At 39.4% G+C, this 17,746-nt stretch carries 20 protein-coding genes and 8 tRNA genes; 24 read left to right on the forward strand and 4 right to left on the reverse strand.

The window, feature by feature from the left end:
• The first annotated feature begins 7 nt into the window (after positions 1–7).
• The 18 genes from AC0VYJ_RS10800 to AC0VYJ_RS10885 all read left to right on the forward strand — a co-directional run bounded on the left by AC0VYJ_RS10800 (position 8) and on the right by AC0VYJ_RS10885 (position 7,375).
• Positions 8–250 carry a glutaredoxin domain-containing protein gene (locus tag AC0VYJ_RS10800; protein ID WP_430246283.1) on the forward strand — a complete coding sequence of 81 codons (243 nt, stop codon included), beginning with the start codon at positions 8–10 and terminating at the stop codon, positions 248–250.
• Positions 251–289: 39 nt separating this feature from the next.
• A complete protein-coding gene (locus AC0VYJ_RS10805; RefSeq protein ID WP_430246285.1) occupies positions 290–1,441 on the forward strand; it encodes an acyl-CoA dehydrogenase family protein in 1,152 nt (383 codons plus the stop codon).
• A 141-nt stretch (positions 1,442–1,582) separates the two neighbouring features.
• Positions 1,583–2,197, forward strand: a complete 615-nt coding sequence (locus tag AC0VYJ_RS10810) for a cell wall hydrolase (protein WP_475367343.1) — start codon at positions 1,583–1,585, stop codon at positions 2,195–2,197.
• A 74-nt stretch (positions 2,198–2,271) separates the two neighbouring features.
• A complete protein-coding gene (kapB, locus tag AC0VYJ_RS10815; protein ID WP_430246290.1) occupies positions 2,272–2,667 on the forward strand; it encodes a kinase-associated lipoprotein KapB in 396 nt (131 codons plus the stop codon).
• Positions 2,668–2,766: 99 nt separating this feature from the next.
• Complete coding sequence (gene trhO / locus AC0VYJ_RS10820; RefSeq protein WP_475367344.1) at positions 2,767–3,669, forward strand: oxygen-dependent tRNA uridine(34) hydroxylase TrhO; 903 nt, start codon at positions 2,767–2,769, stop codon at positions 3,667–3,669.
• Positions 3,670–3,727: 58 nt separating this feature from the next.
• Positions 3,728–4,483: an NRDE family protein gene (locus AC0VYJ_RS10825; RefSeq protein ID WP_194221571.1), complete on the forward strand. Its 756-nt coding sequence runs from the start codon at positions 3,728–3,730 to the stop codon at positions 4,481–4,483.
• Between the two features lie 129 nt (positions 4,484–4,612).
• Positions 4,613–4,768: a hypothetical protein gene (locus AC0VYJ_RS10830; RefSeq protein WP_194221572.1), complete on the forward strand. Its 156-nt coding sequence runs from the start codon at positions 4,613–4,615 to the stop codon at positions 4,766–4,768.
• 196 nt (positions 4,769–4,964) lie between these two features.
• Positions 4,965–5,040, forward strand: a tRNA-Val gene (locus AC0VYJ_RS10835).
• A 29-nt stretch (positions 5,041–5,069) separates the two neighbouring features.
• A tRNA-Thr gene (locus AC0VYJ_RS10840) sits at positions 5,070–5,145 on the forward strand.
• A gap of 5 nt (positions 5,146–5,150) precedes the next feature.
• Positions 5,151–5,235: transfer RNA gene (locus tag AC0VYJ_RS10845), tRNA-Leu, on the forward strand.
• An 8-nt stretch (positions 5,236–5,243) separates the two neighbouring features.
• A tRNA-Arg gene (locus AC0VYJ_RS10850) sits at positions 5,244–5,320 on the forward strand.
• Between the two features lie 4 nt (positions 5,321–5,324).
• Positions 5,325–5,400: transfer RNA gene (locus tag AC0VYJ_RS10855), tRNA-Ala, on the forward strand.
• Between the two features lie 19 nt (positions 5,401–5,419).
• Positions 5,420–5,512, forward strand: a tRNA-Ser gene (locus AC0VYJ_RS10860).
• A 5-nt stretch (positions 5,513–5,517) separates the two neighbouring features.
• Positions 5,518–5,591: transfer RNA gene (locus AC0VYJ_RS10865), tRNA-Gly, on the forward strand.
• 7 nt (positions 5,592–5,598) lie between these two features.
• Positions 5,599–5,673 (forward strand) — tRNA-Glu (locus AC0VYJ_RS10870).
• Positions 5,674–5,799: 126 nt separating this feature from the next.
• On the forward strand, positions 5,800–6,126 hold the full coding sequence (locus AC0VYJ_RS10875) for a transporter (protein ID WP_194221573.1): 327 nt from the start codon (positions 5,800–5,802) through the stop codon (positions 6,124–6,126).
• 326 nt (positions 6,127–6,452) lie between these two features.
• Complete coding sequence (locus AC0VYJ_RS10880) at positions 6,453–7,094, forward strand: YpjP family protein (RefSeq protein ID WP_475367345.1); 642 nt, start codon at positions 6,453–6,455, stop codon at positions 7,092–7,094.
• A 53-nt stretch (positions 7,095–7,147) separates the two neighbouring features.
• Positions 7,148–7,375 carry a hypothetical protein gene (locus AC0VYJ_RS10885; protein WP_430246299.1) on the forward strand — a complete coding sequence of 76 codons (228 nt, stop codon included), beginning with the start codon at positions 7,148–7,150 and terminating at the stop codon, positions 7,373–7,375.
• Between the two features lie 192 nt (positions 7,376–7,567).
• Here AC0VYJ_RS10885 and AC0VYJ_RS10890 read toward each other — a convergent pair whose 3' ends face one another.
• Positions 7,568–7,804: a YuzB family protein gene (locus AC0VYJ_RS10890; protein ID WP_226613011.1), complete on the reverse strand. Its 237-nt coding sequence runs from the start codon at positions 7,802–7,804 to the stop codon at positions 7,568–7,570.
• A 192-nt stretch (positions 7,805–7,996) separates the two neighbouring features.
• Between AC0VYJ_RS10890 and trxB the strand changes: the two genes are divergently transcribed.
• Positions 7,997–8,938 (forward strand): thioredoxin-disulfide reductase, encoded by a 942-nt coding sequence (trxB, locus tag AC0VYJ_RS10895; protein WP_430246303.1) that lies wholly within the window; start codon positions 7,997–7,999, stop codon positions 8,936–8,938.
• Positions 8,939–8,972: 34 nt separating this feature from the next.
• On the opposite strand, the gene AC0VYJ_RS10900 is transcribed toward trxB, so the two are convergent.
• Complete coding sequence (locus tag AC0VYJ_RS10900) at positions 8,973–9,416, reverse strand: Hsp20/alpha crystallin family protein (RefSeq protein ID WP_194221578.1); 444 nt, start codon at positions 9,414–9,416, stop codon at positions 8,973–8,975.
• A 150-nt stretch (positions 9,417–9,566) separates the two neighbouring features.
• On the opposite strand from AC0VYJ_RS10900, the gene AC0VYJ_RS10905 reads away from it, so the two are divergent.
• Together AC0VYJ_RS10905 and AC0VYJ_RS10910 are read left to right on the forward strand one after the other, a co-directional pair.
• Positions 9,567–10,361 (forward strand): thymidylate synthase, encoded by a 795-nt coding sequence (locus AC0VYJ_RS10905; protein ID WP_475367346.1) that lies wholly within the window; start codon positions 9,567–9,569, stop codon positions 10,359–10,361.
• The gene (locus AC0VYJ_RS10910; RefSeq protein ID WP_475367347.1) at positions 10,358–10,840 is read left to right on the forward strand and encodes a dihydrofolate reductase; all 483 of its coding nucleotides are present in this window, start codon (positions 10,358–10,360) and stop codon (positions 10,838–10,840) included. The genes AC0VYJ_RS10905 and AC0VYJ_RS10910 overlap by 4 nt, the downstream gene beginning before the upstream one ends.
• Before the next feature lie 45 nt (positions 10,841–10,885).
• Here the strand turns inward: AC0VYJ_RS10910 and AC0VYJ_RS10915 are convergent, their stop codons facing one another.
• Positions 10,886–11,719: a YitT family protein gene (locus AC0VYJ_RS10915; protein WP_194221581.1), complete on the reverse strand. Its 834-nt coding sequence runs from the start codon at positions 11,717–11,719 to the stop codon at positions 10,886–10,888.
• A gap of 154 nt (positions 11,720–11,873) precedes the next feature.
• On the opposite strand from AC0VYJ_RS10915, the gene AC0VYJ_RS10920 reads away from it, so the two are divergent.
• Positions 11,874–12,539: a GntR family transcriptional regulator gene (locus AC0VYJ_RS10920; RefSeq protein WP_475367348.1), complete on the forward strand. Its 666-nt coding sequence runs from the start codon at positions 11,874–11,876 to the stop codon at positions 12,537–12,539.
• Positions 12,540–12,575: 36 nt separating this feature from the next.
• Here AC0VYJ_RS10920 and AC0VYJ_RS10925 read toward each other — a convergent pair whose 3' ends face one another.
• Positions 12,576–12,896 (reverse strand): 2Fe-2S iron-sulfur cluster-binding protein, encoded by a 321-nt coding sequence (locus AC0VYJ_RS10925; RefSeq protein WP_475367349.1) that lies wholly within the window; start codon positions 12,894–12,896, stop codon positions 12,576–12,578.
• Between the two features lie 166 nt (positions 12,897–13,062).
• On the opposite strand from AC0VYJ_RS10925, the gene AC0VYJ_RS10930 reads away from it, so the two are divergent.
• A complete protein-coding gene (locus tag AC0VYJ_RS10930) occupies positions 13,063–13,494 on the forward strand; it encodes a DUF2203 family protein (RefSeq protein WP_475367350.1) in 432 nt (143 codons plus the stop codon).
• A 334-nt stretch (positions 13,495–13,828) separates the two neighbouring features.
• On the forward strand, positions 13,829–15,715 hold the full coding sequence (locus AC0VYJ_RS10935) for an ABC-F family ATP-binding cassette domain-containing protein (RefSeq protein ID WP_475367351.1): 1,887 nt from the start codon (positions 13,829–13,831) through the stop codon (positions 15,713–15,715).
• Positions 15,716–17,746 lie beyond the last annotated feature (2,031 nt).

The following is a 17,746-nucleotide window of genomic DNA, read 5'->3' on the forward strand; positions in this document are numbered from 1 at the left end:
GAACAAAATGAAAAAAGTCAAATTGTATACACAACCGGCATGTCCACCATGTGAGTTTGTGAAAAATTATTTTCAAATGCATGAAGTGAAATATGAGCTACTAAACATAAAAGAAAACGTTGCTGCGCGCAATGAATTGATTCATGATCACGGTTCTATGTCTACCCCAACGATTGTCATCGACGGCGAAGTCATTATTGGATTTGAACAGGAGCGTATTGATGAACTTCTGAATATTCCATCATCTTGATGATAGATTAATGACTTTGGTGAAAGAGGGTGTCTTAGAATGATTGATAAATTTGTTCGAAATGAGCGTGATCATAAGCTGCTCGAATTAGCTAATAAACATCGAGCAGAACTTAAGGAGAGTGCCACACATATTGATCAGGAAGCGTATATTCCTGATTCCATTATAGCAAGTATGAAAGAATCAGGCTTTACTTCACTTACGATCCCTGAAGAATTTGGAGGTGGTGGTCTTTCTCTTTATGAGCTTGTCCTTGTTCAGGAAGAGCTTGGTAAAGGAGAAGGGTCTGGTGCGCTATCACTCGGCTGGCATCTGGGAGTACTAAAAGATTTAAGCGATCGTAGGCCATGGAATGCTTCAACTTATGAAAGGCTTTGTCGTCATGTTGTGGATGGTACGCTCATAAATCGAGCTCAAACAGAAGAGGAGACAGGTGACCCAACTCGAGGTGGTATGCCTGCTACGATCGCGACTGCGGTCGAAGGAGGATATAAAATAACTGGTCGAAAAACATTTACAACATTAAGTCCTCACCTTAATCAAGTGATTGTCAAAGCAACGTGCGAAGGTGTCCCTACAGATTTCTTAGTGTCCATGAGTCAAGAAGGTGTAGAACTTGAAGGGACTTGGGATGTGCTAGGCATGAGAGGTACCCGTAGTGATGACCTTGTATTGACTGACGTATTTGTTCCTTCTAATGCGCTCCTTGAAACTTATGATAAAAATCGGAAAACAGCTTCATTACCTCCGGCCTGGTTGCTCCATATTCCCGCTGTATACATGGGAATAGCAGAGGCAGCACGGGAAGAGGCAGTTCAATTTGTGTCTTCTTACCAACCGAACACACTTGATGTGCCACTAAAAGATGTACCGCACATTCAAGATAAATTTGGACGAATCGGACTTTCATTAATGGCAGCACGTCATTTTCTATATTCGGTTGCAGAGCAGTGGGATCGTTACCCAGAAGAGCGGATGAACATGCAGGGACAGCTTTTCGCTGCCAAAACGCAAGCAATGAATGCTGCACTGGAAGTTGTTGATCTTTCAATGCGTATTGTAGGAGCACGAAGCTTAATGAAGAAGAATCATCTGGAACGACTTTATCGAGACGTTAGAGCGGGGCTTCACAATCCTCCGAGTGATGAATTATCGTTACAAGTTCTTGCAATGAAGCAATTTCAAGACTAATTATCTTACTCCTTCCCTTTTGGAAGGAGTTTCTTTTTGTTCTCATATGTGGAAGACATCCCTGTGACTCCCTATTGAAAGGGACCTGTCCTTCCTCTATCCTTTATGGCGTGGCAAAAAGCTACTGAAAGGATGAGATATATGAACAAAACGATCATTGCTATGATGATGATGAGCCTCTTTTTTGCTCTGTTTTCTGCACAAACTCATCAGGTAGCGGCCGTATCAATGATGAAAGTAAAGCCAGAGATTGAGAATGAGATTAATGAAGAAGTTGTAACAAACGAAACTTTATCTGAACCAGAAACGAAACAGGAGGTTGCCTTATTGCTTAACCTTCCTGTTAAAAATATGAATGATGTTAAGAAAGTAACAAAGGATCAATTTACTGTATCGAACTATTCTGTAGAAGAAATTGAAATGTTGGCCAAATTGGTTAATGGAGAAGCAAGAGGTGAATCGTTTGAAGGGAAAGTAGCGGTAGCTGCTGTAACAGTCAATCGAACACTTTCTGCAAGATTTCCAAATAGCATTAAAGAAGTGATTTTTGAAAGTGGTGCTTATACTGCAGTATCTGACGGTCAATATGATCAAAAGCCAGGAGCAGAATCATATAGGGCTGTCTATGCGGCCCTTAGTGGTAGAGACCCAAGCTCAGGAGCTTTGTTTTATTACAATCCTGATATTGCAACAGACGATTGGATTCGTACAAGGCATATCATCAAAGAGATTGGGAAACATGTCTTCACAAGATAAAATCCTCCTGATAAAGGAGGATTTTATGATATCATCGACGTGTACACACAGTTAGATGAAGGAGTGAAGCGACTATGTCAGAGAAAAAAACGTTTCAGCCAGGAGAAATAGTAACGGCAGGTTATAAAACGGGGAGATATATTGGAGAAGTCGTCGATATGAAGTCCCCCAAGGCTGTGATTAAAGTTCTTGCTGTCATCAAGCATCCAACTCAGGGAGACCTTCATAATCCCAAACAGCTCGATGTTCCTCTTTTTCACCAGCGAAAAGCGTTAGCCCAATTCGAGAAAGCGCTCGTTCCAATGTCAGCCATTAATCATTACGAAGGAAATATTCCTGATTATCATGATTCACTCAAGGAAGCGCTTGAAACACAATCCGCAGAGCTCAAGCACGAAGGCGGAAGATGGGCCGAAGCATCTCTTATCGAAATCGAAAAGCTTAAAGACGACTACTTCCCATCAAGGTAATCTTCTTTACATCAGACTTCGAATCCGGTAAGATATAGTATTGATTTAGGCTCTTGGATTAGAGCTTGATTGAAGAAGACGTAAAGGGTGGTTTTTGATTTGCAATCAGAAGCTTCAGCATATCAAGTGCTGTTATATTATCAATATGTAGAAATAGAAGATCCGGATTATTTTGCTCGAAAGCATCTTAAGTATTGTCAATCACTCAATTTAAAAGGTCGAGTCCTTGTAGGCAAAGAGGGCATTAATGGAACGGTTTCAGGAACCGTTGAGGATACTGAGCGCTACATGGACGAACTAAAAGCAGATGAACGCTTTCGTGATATGGCTTTCAAAATTGATGAAGCAGAAGGTCATGCCTTTAAAAAGATGCACGTACGTCCGCGCGAAGAAATTGTTTCACTAAAGCTTGAGGAAGATGTAAACCCGAAAGAAATAACCGGGAATTATCTTGAGCCAAAGGAATTTATGGAAGCATTAGAAGATGATGATGTAATTGTTATCGATGCAAGAAATGATTATGAGTACGATATTGGTCATTTTCGCAATGCAATTCGTCCTGATATAAAGGCTTTTCGTGATCTTCCAGACTGGATTGAACAAAATCTTTCGGACCAAAAAGATAAGAAAGTACTAACTTATTGTACAGGTGGAATTCGCTGTGAGAAATTTTCTGGTTACTTAATGAAAAAAGGTTTTTCCGACGTTTCACAGCTTCATGGAGGAATTGTAACGTATGGTAAAGACCCGGAGGTACAAGGGAAATATTTTGATGGCAAGTGCTTTGTATTTGATGATCGTCTTGCTGTTAATGTAAACCGTACCGATGAAGATACAGTTGTAGGGAAATGCTATCATTGTGAGGAGCCAGCAGATACTTATATCAATTGTGCTAATGTACAGTGTGACAAGCTTCACATCGTCTGTGATTCTTGCAAAGAGGAGTATAACCATTATTGTTCTTCTGCATGTGAAGAAGAAGTTCGTATGATCCAATCGTAACGCAGCGGCTAACGCTGCGTTTTTTCTTACAGTGAAACGAGAGAGGAGGCGCGTTAAGATGTGCCTAATTGCTGTAGCTCAAAATGTTCATCCTACATACCCATTTATACTCGTAGCCAACCGAGATGAATTCTACGAGCGTCCAACAAAACCTGCGAACTATTGGGAAGATGTACCAGAACTACTTGCGGGGCGTGATTTAAAGGCTATGGGAACATGGCTAGGGGTTACAACAAACGGAAGAATTGCAGCCCTTACGAATTATCGAGAAGCGAATGAGCAGCCTAAAAGTTTATCAAGGGGTGATCTAACGGCCGATTACTTACGTGATCATCAATCCCCATTATCATACCTAGAAAAGGTTCGACAAAAGAAAGATCAGTACAATGGATTTAATTTAATCATAGGAGATTTTAAGAGCCTTTATTATTATTCAAATCGGCAGGATCAAATTTCAAAACTAGAGAACGGTGTTCACGCTGTAAGTAATCACTTACTGAATACGAGCTGGCCAAAGGTTGAGCAGCTTAAAGAAGAATTGAAACACTATTTAAGTGCAGAAAAGAACCTCGATCAGAATCGTCTTTTTGAAATGCTTTCTCATGCTGAGCCTGCACCTGATCATTTATTACCACAAACAGGCGTGCCGATTGAATGGGAAAGGATGCTTTCACCTGTTTTTATTAAGTCAGATCATTACGGAACGAGGGCGCAAACTGTTATTATGGTTTCACAAAATGGAGAAGTTACTTTCGTTGAGAGGTCAGGAGAAGATCAGGAAAATTACTACCAATTTAATCTTGATGAAGCATAATTGCGCTCTAAGTGAATAAATTATGTGTTACCTGTAACTTTTGCCGATAGATCGATGGTGAAAAAAGATTCGGGTTTAACAACAGAAAAATAGGGTACTGAGAATTATTACTTATGAGGAGGGGTTTTTTTGAAAAGAAAGCGTCACTATGTTGAAGATCAGCTTTTGCGGGAATCAACCGACATGAAAGAGTACCGAAAATATGATTCTGAAATGGTGACTAAAAAAAGACCAATACTCCGCCAAAATAAAAAGAAAAAACCACTTATTCAAACGCCAGTATAAGCAGGGGAGAGCGCTCCCTGCTTTTTTCTATGTCAAAAATGGAGTGCTTAACTATGGGGATTAATTTTTTTGTGAAAAAGGGTTGTGTTTTTTTCGGGTCGGTGATAAGATAAGTCTTGTCCTTGAAAAAACACAATAAAAAAAGTGTTGACGAGACAAAAGATGATATTGTATAATAATGAAGTCGCTGTTTAACGGAGGATTAGCTCAGCTGGGAGAGCATCTGCCTTACAAGCAGAGGGTCGGCGGTTCGAGCCCGTCATCCTCCACCATTTATTTTTGGTGATTTTCATTAAATTATGCCGGCCTAGCTCAATTGGTAGAGCAACTGACTTGTAATCAGTAGGTTGGGGGTTCAAGTCCTCTGGCCGGCACCACACATGCGGGTGTGGCGGAATTGGCAGACGCGCTAGACTTAGGATCTAGTGTCTTACGACGTGGGGGTTCAAGTCCCTTCACCCGCACCATAGAATATGCGCCCGTAGCTCAATTGGATAGAGCGTCTGACTACGGATCAGAAGGTTAGGGATTCGACTTCTCTCGGGCGCACCATATTGGGGCCTTAGCTCAGCTGGGAGAGCGCCTGCCTTGCACGCAGGAGGTCAGCGGTTCGATCCCGCTAGGCTCCACCATATATATTTTCATGTTTTCGGAGGAATACCCAAGTCTGGCTGAAGGGATCGGTCTTGAAAACCGACAGGGGCTTAGTCGCCCGCGGGGGTTCGAATCCCTCTTCCTCCTCCATCTTTGCGGGTGTAGTTTAGTGGTAAAACCTCAGCCTTCCAAGCTGATGTCGTGGGTTCGATCCCCATCACCCGCTCCATTTTGTTGGCCCGTTGGTCAAGCGGTTAAGACACCGCCCTTTCACGGCGGTATCACGGGTTCGATTCCCGTACGGGTCACCAACTAAATTTTCATAAACTTTATTGGCTCAAGCATACTCAAAGAGGTGCTTTTTTTGTTGTTTTCAATTCGGTACGTCTTATCAGAATACAGCATACAGTGACTGTATAAGAGAGGGGATGGACCGAATGTATTATGAAGAACATGAGCATATTGCTTATCATTATGACAACACAGATGCCTATCGTCAGCAACCGGTAGCTCCAACATCGAGCCCACCAGCATCACCGCCTCCTAGACCACAGTCAGCACAAGCTGGAACATTTGCTGTAGATCCAGGATCCATTAGAAGGTGTATGTATCGGTTTACTTATATTTGGATGAGAGGCGGCAATTCATTTTGGTTTTGGCCAGTATATGTAGGGCGTACTTCTGTTTCAGGGTTTCGCTGGACCGGTAGAAGATGGGTGTATACAGGCATAAGTCTGAGAAGAATTGATATGTTTACTTGTTAATAGATGGAGCGCTTACATGAAGCGCTCTTTTTTAAAGGCTCTTTCGTAGACATTGTTGCTATAGTGGGTGAATTTTCGCTCAGGGATGCTCGTTTTTCGCGGGGCAGGCGGTTAGCACCCTTCCGCTCCAATCAGCGAAGTTTAGTGTTTAATTCAAGAATTGTTTCGAAAGCAACAATCTTTTAAAAAAGAGCCTTTTTGAATGAAAAGCTTCGTTACCATAGCCAAATGAAAATTAATGAAAAATCGTCTAAACTTCTGGCTTTTTTGAGAAGATCATGCGAGAATAATACTAACTATTGATCTTCGAAAGTCAGGTGCACATAATGAAATTCCCTCTTTGGATGAGAAAGTTATTTGTAGCATTTGTTGCTGTTATTACGCTTGGAACTGTGGTTCCTACTGGATATCTAGCAGATGACAAAACAGAGTCATCAGAAAATTATCAAGAAGAAAACCATCTTCTTATTGAGCCGAGAGACGAGCCTGATAAGGCGATAGAGCCTCTTGTTGATCAGTATGATTGGCCCATCATAGCTCAGGACGCTTCTTCTTCTGAACTCCTGACGCATTTTGTAAGCTATGCAAGCAATCAATCCGAGCAACTCGGGCTAACAAAATTCGGTGAAACGATATCAACTCGAGTCGGTAACGAGTATCGAGATGCAATTGTACCTAAAATGACAGAAGCGATCGCTACCTCAGTGGAAAATCTGGATGAGGATACATTAAGGTCACTTCGTTTGACGGACAACCCTTCTGGTGGATACGGAGAACGTATTCTTCATGTATATAATGAACAGAGTGGGGAAGACTTATTGCGTTTTCATGTGAGAAGAGATCATCCCCCACAAGATGGCTATTGGTTTAATTTTCATTACCATGCAGCGAATGATGATTTTGAAGAACATTATGAAGTAGGTAAGATTTATTGGGATAAAAACACTCCGCCTAAGTGGCTCTCGTAAGAGAGGTGCGCGGGGTGTTTTTGGTTGGAGATTAAGGGAGGATCACAACATAGATGGAACTTGTACAATGTATTAGAGATGTTTTCGAAGAAGAGCCTTTAACCGGCTCAGAAAGTGTATTGAATCGTAAATTATTTAAGGAAGGTCATTTCTATCCAGTTTATAAAGATGAGCATCATAGCTGGATTACGCTTGATGATGAAGGAGAGCAGCATATTATTGCTACCGGCACCTCACTCAATGAAGACTTCTGGTTTACTTTTCGGTTTCGCATAGCATAATAAAAAGCCGCATAAAGCGGCTTTTACTTTTTTTTAGGGCGCGCATTTTGCGGGCCTCTTTTTTTATTCATAAGAAGAGCGTCTTCGCCTTCTTTTTCACCTTGCACACCGGCTTTCGGATCATACGCGTTTCGATTTTTCATGTAAGCTCCTCCTCTAATTGGATTCACTTATTAGTATGTCCAAATTCGGTTAAAACATCGGATTTTCTTCGATGAACTGGTAGACGTTATCAACTAGCTCATCGGGAGTTTCGGCAGTAACGCGCTCGCCGTTAACGAGACAGTAAATATCCTGGCTACAAAGTGTGCAGTGACCAAGACAAGAATATTCGAGCACATCAAGATCTGTATCTTTTTCTAGTTTTTCCATTGCTTTATGTGAACCGCTCGAAAGATTGCTCATGCAGAATTCAACTATTGGATTCATCTTTTATTCACCTCGGATTTTCCTTACTATTACAAGACTGTTTCTATTCTATCAAGAAGGTGTGAAAATGAACAACCATTTGCATAAGATCAAGAAACAAATTGATGGATACCCATATAATTTGTAAGAGAAGGGTTTATTTCTATATAATTAGGAAAAATAACATAATGAAGTCGATAGAGGAGGGTCATTATGCATAAAGCAGTTATTGTAGGAACAGGACCAGCGGGTTTAACAGCAGCCATTTATCTTGCGAGGGCTAATATGGAGCCGCTCGTCATTGAGGGACCGGAACCTGGTGGTCAGCTTACGTTAACAACAGATGTTGAGAACTTTCCCGGTTTTCCAGATGGCGTTCTCGGTCCAGAATTGATGGAAAATATGAAGAAGCAGGCGCTTAGGTTCGGCGCTACAATTGAGCGAGGATGGGTGAAGGATATTGATTTTAATGAGCGTCCCTTTAAATTAAAAACAGATACTCTCGGGGATATTATGGCGGAGTCTGTTTTGATTTCGACTGGTGCTTCAGCAAAGCTTCTAGGTATACCAGGAGAATCAGAGAATATGGGTCGAGGTGTGAGTACATGTGCAACGTGTGACGGCTTTTTCTTCCGTGGTAAAAAAATCGTTGTGATTGGTGGAGGAGACTCAGCTATGGAAGAAGCGACTTTCTTAACGAAATTCGCTTCAGAAGTTACTGTTCTTCACAGGAGGAAAGAACTTCGCGCATCAAAAATTATGCAGGAGCGTGCTCGCTCTAATGATAAAATTAGCTGGAAGCTGAATGCTTCCCCGCTAGAGGTTGTAGCAGAAAACAATAAAGTGAGCGGTATTAAAGTAAAGAATAGTGATACGGGAGAAGAGGAGTTCGTTAAGACAGATGGCATATTTGTTGCGATTGGCCATCGTCCAAACACTGATTTTCTCGCGGGTAAAATTAATATGGATGATAAAGGTTACGTTCAAGTAGAACCAGGAACGACAAAAACGAATGTCCCTGGTGTATTTGCATGTGGAGATGTACAGGATTTCACTTACCGTCAAGCGATCACAGCAGCAGGCACAGGGTGTATGGCGGCTATGGATTGTGAGCGGTTCCTTGAAGGAAACGCTTTTATAGACTGGAGTATGTAAGAAGAAAAAGCGCAGGCCTTGGCCCTGCGCTTTTTTAGTCGATGTTAATATAATTCGAATCGGTACGTATGCGATCAGATTTGGGTATCTTAATTTCTAGAACACCATTTTCGTATTTTCCTTTCACATTTTTCATGGAAAAGTGAAAGGGAAGCTTAATGGTGCGACTAGTACTTGAATAGGACCGTTCTTGTTTGTAATATTTTTGTTTATCGTTTCGTGACTCATGAAATTCTTTAGATTCAATGGAAATCCGGAGACCATCTCCAAGTGGTTCCACTTTAATTTGCTCCTTTGTGATACCAGGTAACTCTGCTTCAACAATAAATGCATCCTCCGTTTCATAAAGATCAACCCGAAACGACTGAGCTGGTAGAAGATTCGCAAATGGCTCTTTAAAGAAATCATCAAAGGTGTTCATCCAATTTTGAATAGCAGGGTCTTGAAACAGTTTGGGCAATTTATCGCCTTTCGCCATGGTTATTTCATCCTTTCCAACATTTCTGTTATACAGTATGTTTGCCCAAGGAAAATGTGCTTTTTGGCTGTTTTTTACATACAATTCACAAGTTACTTCTCATCTTTCTTCATGTTACAATGGTCATTAGAGAATTGAAGGAGGAGTACGATGAAGACTTATTTGCAGCTATGCGAAGAAATTTTACATAACGGAACTAAGAAATCTGATCGGACAGGAACGGGGACGGTCAGTGTATTTGGACATCAAATGAGGTTTGATTTACAAGAAGGTTTTCCAGCTTTAACTACCAAAAAACTTCACTTAAGATCAATCATTCATGAGCTTCTTTGGTTTTTAAATGGAGACACCAATGTAAAGTATCTTCAGGATAATGGTGTGCGCATCTGGAATGAATGGGCTGATGAAGATGGTGAGCTTGGTCCAGTTTATGGTCATCAATGGCGCTCGTGGACGGGCGCGGACGGATCAACCGTTGATCAAATTGCAAAAGTAGTTGAGCAAATTAAAACTAACCCGAATTCAAGAAGAATGATTGTAACAGCATGGAACCCTTCAGAAGTCGATAATATGGCTTTACCTCCATGTCACTGTCTTTTCCAGTTTTACGTTGCTGATGGTAAGCTTTCTTGTCAGCTTTATCAACGTTCTGCTGATGTGTTCCTTGGGGTGCCTTTCAATATCGCATCCTACGCGCTTCTCACGATGATGATGGCGCAGGTGTGTGATTTAGAGCCAGGTGAATTTATTCATACGCTAGGTGATGCGCATATTTATAACAATCATATTGAGCAGGTCAACCTTCAGCTCACTCGTGAACCTAGAGACCTTCCAAAAATGAAAATTAATCCAGACGTGAAATCAATTTTTGATTTCTCATTTGATGATTTTGAGTTAACGGATTACAATCCTCATCCACATATTAAAGGAGAGGTGTCGGTATGATATCATTTCTTCTAGCAATGGATGAAAAGCAGTTAATTGGGAAAGACAATGATCTGCCTTGGCATTTGCCAGCTGATCTCGCTTATTTTAAACGCATGACGACTGGAAAATCGATCGTTATGGGAAGAAAAACATTCGAATCAATTGGCAAAGCGTTACCCGGCCGTGATAATTATCTAATTACTAGAAAAGACCTGGAATATGAAAAGGTTACTGTACTGCATTCTGTAGAGGAGTTTCTGGAACTTTCAAAGCGTGAGGAAAAAGATTGGTTCGTTATAGGTGGCGCTGAAATCTATCGTCAGCTGCTTCCGCATGCTGATCGCCTGTACATTACTGAGATTCATGAATCGTTTGATGGAGATACTTATTTTCCCGATTTCTCTCAAGATGATTGGAAAGAAACTTCGCGCGAAAAACATTCACGTGATGAGAGAAATAAACACGCTTTCGATTTTGTCGTTTACGATCGCAACTAAAAAAATCCCCCGGTGAAATGCGTTTCACTAGGGGGATTTTTGCTTTTATGTTTTAGGAAATGTAAATCCTTCTCCAAAAACATCTCTCACGTCATGCACAACGACAAAAGCTTTATCATCGACTTTTTGAATCATCTTTTTAAGAAGGAAAAGCTCCTGTTTATTAATGACAACGTATAAGATGTCTTTTGATTCATTTGAATAATGTCCGCGAGCATTAATAACCGTTACGCCTCGGTCCATTTCTTCACTTACTTTCTCTGCAATGGCAACAGTACTTTGAGAAATAATCGTTACGGCTTTACGCGTATCAAATCCGTCAATTAAATAGTCCAATATTTTTGTGCTAATATAGATGGAAATTCCGGTATACATCGTATTTTCGATCCCGATGACGACGGAAGAGCCGAGTACAACGAGAATATCAAAAACAAACATCGATGTACTTACGCTCCACCCAAAGCTTTGGTTAAGCATACGGGCAACAATTGTAGATCCACCAGTAGTACCACCTGAGCGGAGAACGAGACCGAGACCAATCCCGATGAAAACACCTGCAAAGACGGTTCCGAGCATAATATCAAGCGGCTGACCCATTCCTTCAGTTAATTGTATAAATAATGAGCTAAAGAAGATCGCAAGCATCGTATACCAGGTTACTCGTTTATTCAGTACCTTATATCCAATGGCTAAAAGCACAGCGTTCATAACAAAGTTTGTAATCCCTGGTGACCAATCAAGAATATAATAAAGCGTCATCGATATGCCAGTTACGCCGCCTTCACCTAGTTCGTTTGGAATCGCAAACCAGTTCACACCAAGCGCAAAGAATAACGATCCGATAATAATTAACGTTATTTCTTTTCCAGTATTGTTCATGTCATCACTCCGTTCTGTTCCTCAATACGTAGGATAATATATCATAGTGGTTGAAACTGGACAAGATTGTTCAACAATATTGTTCGAAAGAAATGTGACTCCCTTTTTTTTATGTTAAAATAATGGAAAATAGAGTATGGGCGGGTCTTAAGACATGCGTAAAGAAACAGTTGAACAAAAAGTGTATCAACTAATAAAAAATGCGATATTAACGAGACAAATCGCTCCTGGGAATCAGCTGTTTGAAAGTGCTATTGCTGCTAAAGTCAATGCTAGTAGGACGCCGATTCGAAGTGCTATTACGAAACTGGAAGCAGAGGGTCTTGTGACTGTCGTTCCGAATAAAGGAGCATTTATCGTTCAACCGACGATTGATGAAATGATTCAGGCTTTTGAATTGAGAAAAGTTTTAGAGGACATGGCGATCCGTGAAGGGTACGCAAAAATGGAAGCTTCTGATATCGAGCGGTTAAAATATCAGACTGAGGAGATGGGAAAGGCGTTTAAAGAAGGGAACATTCTCTTATATCATGAACAAAATAAGGCGTTTCACCTTGTGATGGCTAAAGCGAGTGGAAATCGTTATTTGATTGATTTTATGGAGCAAATTTTAAATCAAATCACCATTTATATGGTGCTGTATGATGTTTTTAGTGGTAATGATGAGAATGATACTGTCGAACATAATAAAGTGATTCAACTACTAGAGGCGAACGATGAGAAAAGTCTTCATAACGTTATTACAAACCATCTTGAGAATAGTTTAGCAAAGCTTCAGGAAGATAAGCTAAATTATCAGTCACTGACAACACTATTTTAATAAAGACGAGCTAGGTAAGCTCGTCTTTGCTTTTGCTTATTCAGCAGGTCTAGGTCCAGCATCAAGGCCAGAGCTTTCAACAGTCATCGCAGGCTTCACTTCGCAGTTGCCGTTAACACGAACCTGACAGGAGAGGCGTAGTTTTTCTTCCACGCCTTTTTTCTTAAACGCTTCCTCTTCAATTTCAGTTAGTTCTCCAAATTCTCCATCCACCACTTCTACACGGCAGGTGGTGCATTTTGCGTTCCCTCCGCAGCGATGAAGAACATGTACCCCGTTATCTTCAAGAGCAAGTGCTAACTTAGTTCCTTCTTCTACTTCAAACGTTCCGTAATCTGGTACAGTAACTTTAGCCAAAGAAATTCCTCCTTTATGAAATGGTTCCCCTTACATCCTCTATCATATCCGAATTTCAACTCTCTTTGAAGAGCATTGCTCCGATTGTAAAAATTCGTCGAATAATGGTTAAAGAAAGTGGGTAAGGGTAAAGAAGTAGTAGTAAAGACGAACCAGGAGGAGAAACATGGAAAAAAAGTATTTTACTTTAGAAGAAGCGAATCGTTTGTTGCCAGTGTTAAGGAGAGAGCTTGCCGGACTTAAGCGCCTGAAAATTCAATTTAGCGAACATTACGATCAGATTGAACAGCATAAGAAAACGCTTCTTTATCGTCACAAAACAAAAGTTGACGAAGATATCCTTTTTAAAAAAGAGGCACGGATGGAATTTATGGAGTTAGAAGCACAAACGTTTATTAACAATATCATGACTCTTGGAGTAGAAATCAAGAATGTAGATGAAGGATTAATTGATTTTCCTGCAATAATCAATGGAAAAGAAGTGTTACTGTGCTGGAAAGACGGAGAAGAGGAAGTATCCTTTTATCATTCAGATCTAGGTGGATTTAATAAACGAGAACCGATTGAAAACATTATGAAAGAGGAGGAGCAGGGCTGATGTAGATCAGCTCTTTTCAATAAAACATAATTAAATTTCAATTACCGTACTAGTATATAATTTTAAAAATAGCTCACCTTAAAGAGTAGGGAGGTGAGTGCATGAAAAACCCAAAACAAACTCATAAGCAAGATACCGAATTCGCAAGCGAGCTAGCAGCTGAACAAAATAACAATAAAAAGCATAAGAAAAATAAGCAACAAAAAAAGAACGCTTAATAAAAAGGAGCTCTTAGCGGAGCTTCTTTTCTTTATCTTATTAGTAGATCAGTTCCCTTCTTTCTCTAAAACAGTTAAAATAGGAAGCAGACTAAAGAGAGAAAAGGATGAGTATCATGAGCTTATTACAGGCTGAATTAATCACCAAATCATATGGAGAGAAAACACTATTTGATGGGATATCTTTTTCACTCGAAGAAAAGCAGAGAATCGGTTTAATTGGAGTAAACGGCACAGGGAAATCCTCTTTGCTTAAAATTCTTGCGGGCATCGAGTCGATGGATAGCGGTACACTGCACCATGCGAATCAGTTCCATGTAGAGTACTTGCCTCAGGACCCGGTATTTGTTGAGGAAAAAACAATCCTTGAGACGGTTTTTGATAGTGATGTGCCGTTATTTAATACGGTAAGAAAATATGAAGAAGCGCTGCAGAACGTAATGAACTTTCCTGAGAAAGAAGCGACACAAGAGAAGCTCATTCAGGCACAGGAAGAAATGGATCATCTTCAAGCGTGGGATTTTAGTACCCAAGCTAAAACGATTCTAACAAAGCTCGGGCTTACTCAGTTTGACGCAATGGTGAATGAATTATCAGGGGGTCAACAAAAACGTGTTGCACTAGCGAAAGCATTTATAAATCCAGCAGACTTATTGATTCTCGATGAGCCCACTAACCATATCGATAATGCAACTGTTGAATGGTTAGAACAATACCTGGCCAATTACTCTGGAACTCTATTGCTTGTTACGCATGACCGGTATTTTCTTAATCGTGTAACAAACCGCATTTTTGAACTGGATAAAGGACGATTGTTTGAATATGAAGGGAATTACGCTACATTTCTTGAACAGAAAGCGATGCGTGAAGAACGTGAGGCGAAAGAAGAAGATAAACATAATAAATTACTAAAAAGTGAGCTAGAGTGGTTAAAAAAGGGAGCGAAAGCTAGAACAACAAAACAAAAAGCACGTAAGCAAAGAATCGAGAAAATGAAGGAAGAACCAGGACGAACGACAGAAGGAAATGTCGATATGGCATTAGGTGCGAGTCGTCTAGGTAAGAAAGTAATTGAAGCTACGGATATATCAAAAGTGATCAATGGTCGAACGTTAACAGACCAATTTAACTATCTTGTTCTCCCACAAGACCGAATTGGCATTATTGGACCGAATGGTTCTGGCAAAACGACGCTACTTAATATGCTTGCTGGTCGAATCGCTCCTGATTCAGGTCACGTTGATATTGGTGTAACAGTTAAACCAGGTTTCTACACTCAACAAAATGAGGGGTTAGATGAATCGCTTAGAGTAATTGAATACATTCGTGAAGGTGGAGAGGAAGTTCGCCTCCGTAAGGGCGGAACCGTATCAGCATCTCAAATGCTTGAGCGCTTTCTATTCTCACCTGATATGCAATGGACATACATATCCCGATTATCTGGTGGAGAGAAAAGAAGATTATATTTGCTTCGTATCTTAATGGAAGAGCCTAACGTTCTTTTCCTAGATGAGCCTACGAATGATTTAGACGTTCAGACACTTGCTGTGTTAGAAGATTATCTTGCCGAATTCCCTGGAGCTGTTATTACCGTTTCCCACGATCGTTATTTCTTGGATAAGATGGCAGAGCAGCTTTTCGTTTTCGATGGTGACGGAAAGATTGATCACTATTATGGTTCCTATTCCGATTATCTTGATGTATTGAAAAAAGAAAAAGAGCTTGAAGCTATGGAGAAAAAGCAATCAACTCCAAAAACAGATGATGCAATCGAGAAACCAAAGCAAGTGAAACTCTCTTACAAAGAAAAGAAAGAATGGGAAACGATTCAGGACACTATTGAGAAAATTGAACAGCGCATTGAAGACGTTAAAGTTGAAATAGCAGAATCAGGAAGTGATTTTGCAAAAGTAGATGAGCTTTATAAAGAAGAACAGGCTCTTACGTTGGAATTAGAAGAAAAAATTGAACGTTGGTCTGAGCTCTCAGAGAAAATGGAATAGTAGGAAACCCTGCTATGTATTAATGAGTTTTGAGAGATTCACTCACCAAAAAATTTATGTAATCAAACCTAAAGCCACTCCTGCACTTCAGGTGTGGCTTTTTTGGTCTGCTAGGAATGCGGATTAGGGAGTGAATTGAAAAAGGGTTTGAATGGTTATTTATGTTAATATTGAAGTTGAATTAAAGTAGGTATTCAAGTTAAGGGCAGCATTGTTGAAGGCTCAAATTCAAGGTAAACTGTGTTTATCTATTCATAGTACAGACTTATAAGCCAAGAAAGACGGTATTTGAGGTTATGAATTGATAGAAATAGTGGAATTTTTGGGCTTTTTAGGGGGGTGAAATTATGATAAAAGAAGAAATTCAAAAAGCTATAGAAATATTTAGAGAGCAAGTAGATGCGGTCGTCATTGATGTGATAGATGTTCTAAAGGATCTCTTCATGTAAAGGGAGAGGTTTTTTAGTTCCTGAACATCTTCTGTACTTATTAATTACAAATGAACGAAACATACATAATCAAATTATGTATGTTTGGCGAGTGAATAGAAGAAAAGAAGCCTTCGTTTCGAAGGCTTCTAATTTTGTTGACATCAATCATGATCTTACATGCAGGAAAAGGTTGCACCATCATCCTCGTTTGTATATGGTTATTTTAGGAATTATTTTTCAATGAAATCTTCCACAATCTCGGAGCTTATCTGTAAGAAGATAGGCTCCTCTTAATTTGAAATAAAAGATTGAGTTATGTTTGTTGATTTGAAATAATTGGTATTAGAAGTTTGGTCAGTTTAAAGATAACAGCTGAAATTGAAACATATTTTTTATGTAAACGTATTTTTTGAGGTATATTGATAATCGGAATGGAGGAAAAGTATGGCGGTTTTTTTGATTAGTTTCTTTTCAGCAGTGATTATATACATGACTGTTCATTCGATAATCAAGGTTTTAAATATAGCCTTAAATAGAGATGAGATATCAAAACGAAAATATAAACTTATTATGGCTACATCGATTTTTATAGGTACTCTCATAGCAGTAGTTTTACCTTTTGGATATGAAAGACTTTTTGCTGCTATTCTGTAAAATTTTCTTTAGTTTGATTAACTAAAGTGCATTCGCTTAGAAGGTTAGCGTTTGGGGGTATATTTAAATGTCTCGTAATCTACCCATTTATGGTCTAGGATTGCAAATTGTATTCTTTCTTCTCTTTTTAGCGCGTTGTTATCCAAAATGACCAATGTGATTGTTGCAACCATTTGTTTAATGCTCGGATTTTCAAGTATAATTTTCGGGTTGTTTCAGTTAAACATAGTAGCCGTCTGTTTCTTTGTGTCATTGTAATCATTATTGGAACTTTGATTATCAGCTTTACTATATTTACGTACTTCTTAAGTGAGGCTGATTACCCATCCTTGATTAGAATTGCATTTTGATAATTATCTTATAGGGAATTTGCTCAATTATTTCGGAAATTTTGCTTAACAATACGTAAGTGCTCTATGTAGGTTTAGGGCTGGAGTGTTAATTTGAAGGAAGTGTAAAATGTTCAAATCAAACATAACAAATAGAATAATAAGGTTAATATTTTTTTGGATCGGAGTATCTTTTTTGTTGCTTAATAGTAATAGTATCGCCAGTTCACAGTTATCATTAATATTTATAGCCTTGATTGGGGTTTCATTTACAGTGTATCAATTAACAATAATTATAACTTTAAGAAAAGTAAGTCGAAATTAGTTATTAATTCATAGAGAACCAATTGATCAATTATCTCTGAGCTTATCTGTAATAAGATAGGCTCCTTATTGTAAATGAAATATGGATTTAATAGAATCGTTTTGAAATAATTGGTATTGACGAGTAGAGCAAGAATTTTTAAGAGGGTAGTATCTGTTTAAACAACAATTGGGAAATTTACTAGAGGTGATATTTGTGATTGGTTTATTAGAGATTATATTTCAAGTATCAGGAGTTGTGTTGCTCATATGTGCAATTTATTATTATTTTCATTTTAAGAAAATCAAACGGG

Source organism: Anaerobacillus sp. 63XJN7_5_ISO-PGPR-S23-430 (assembly GCF_056173695.1).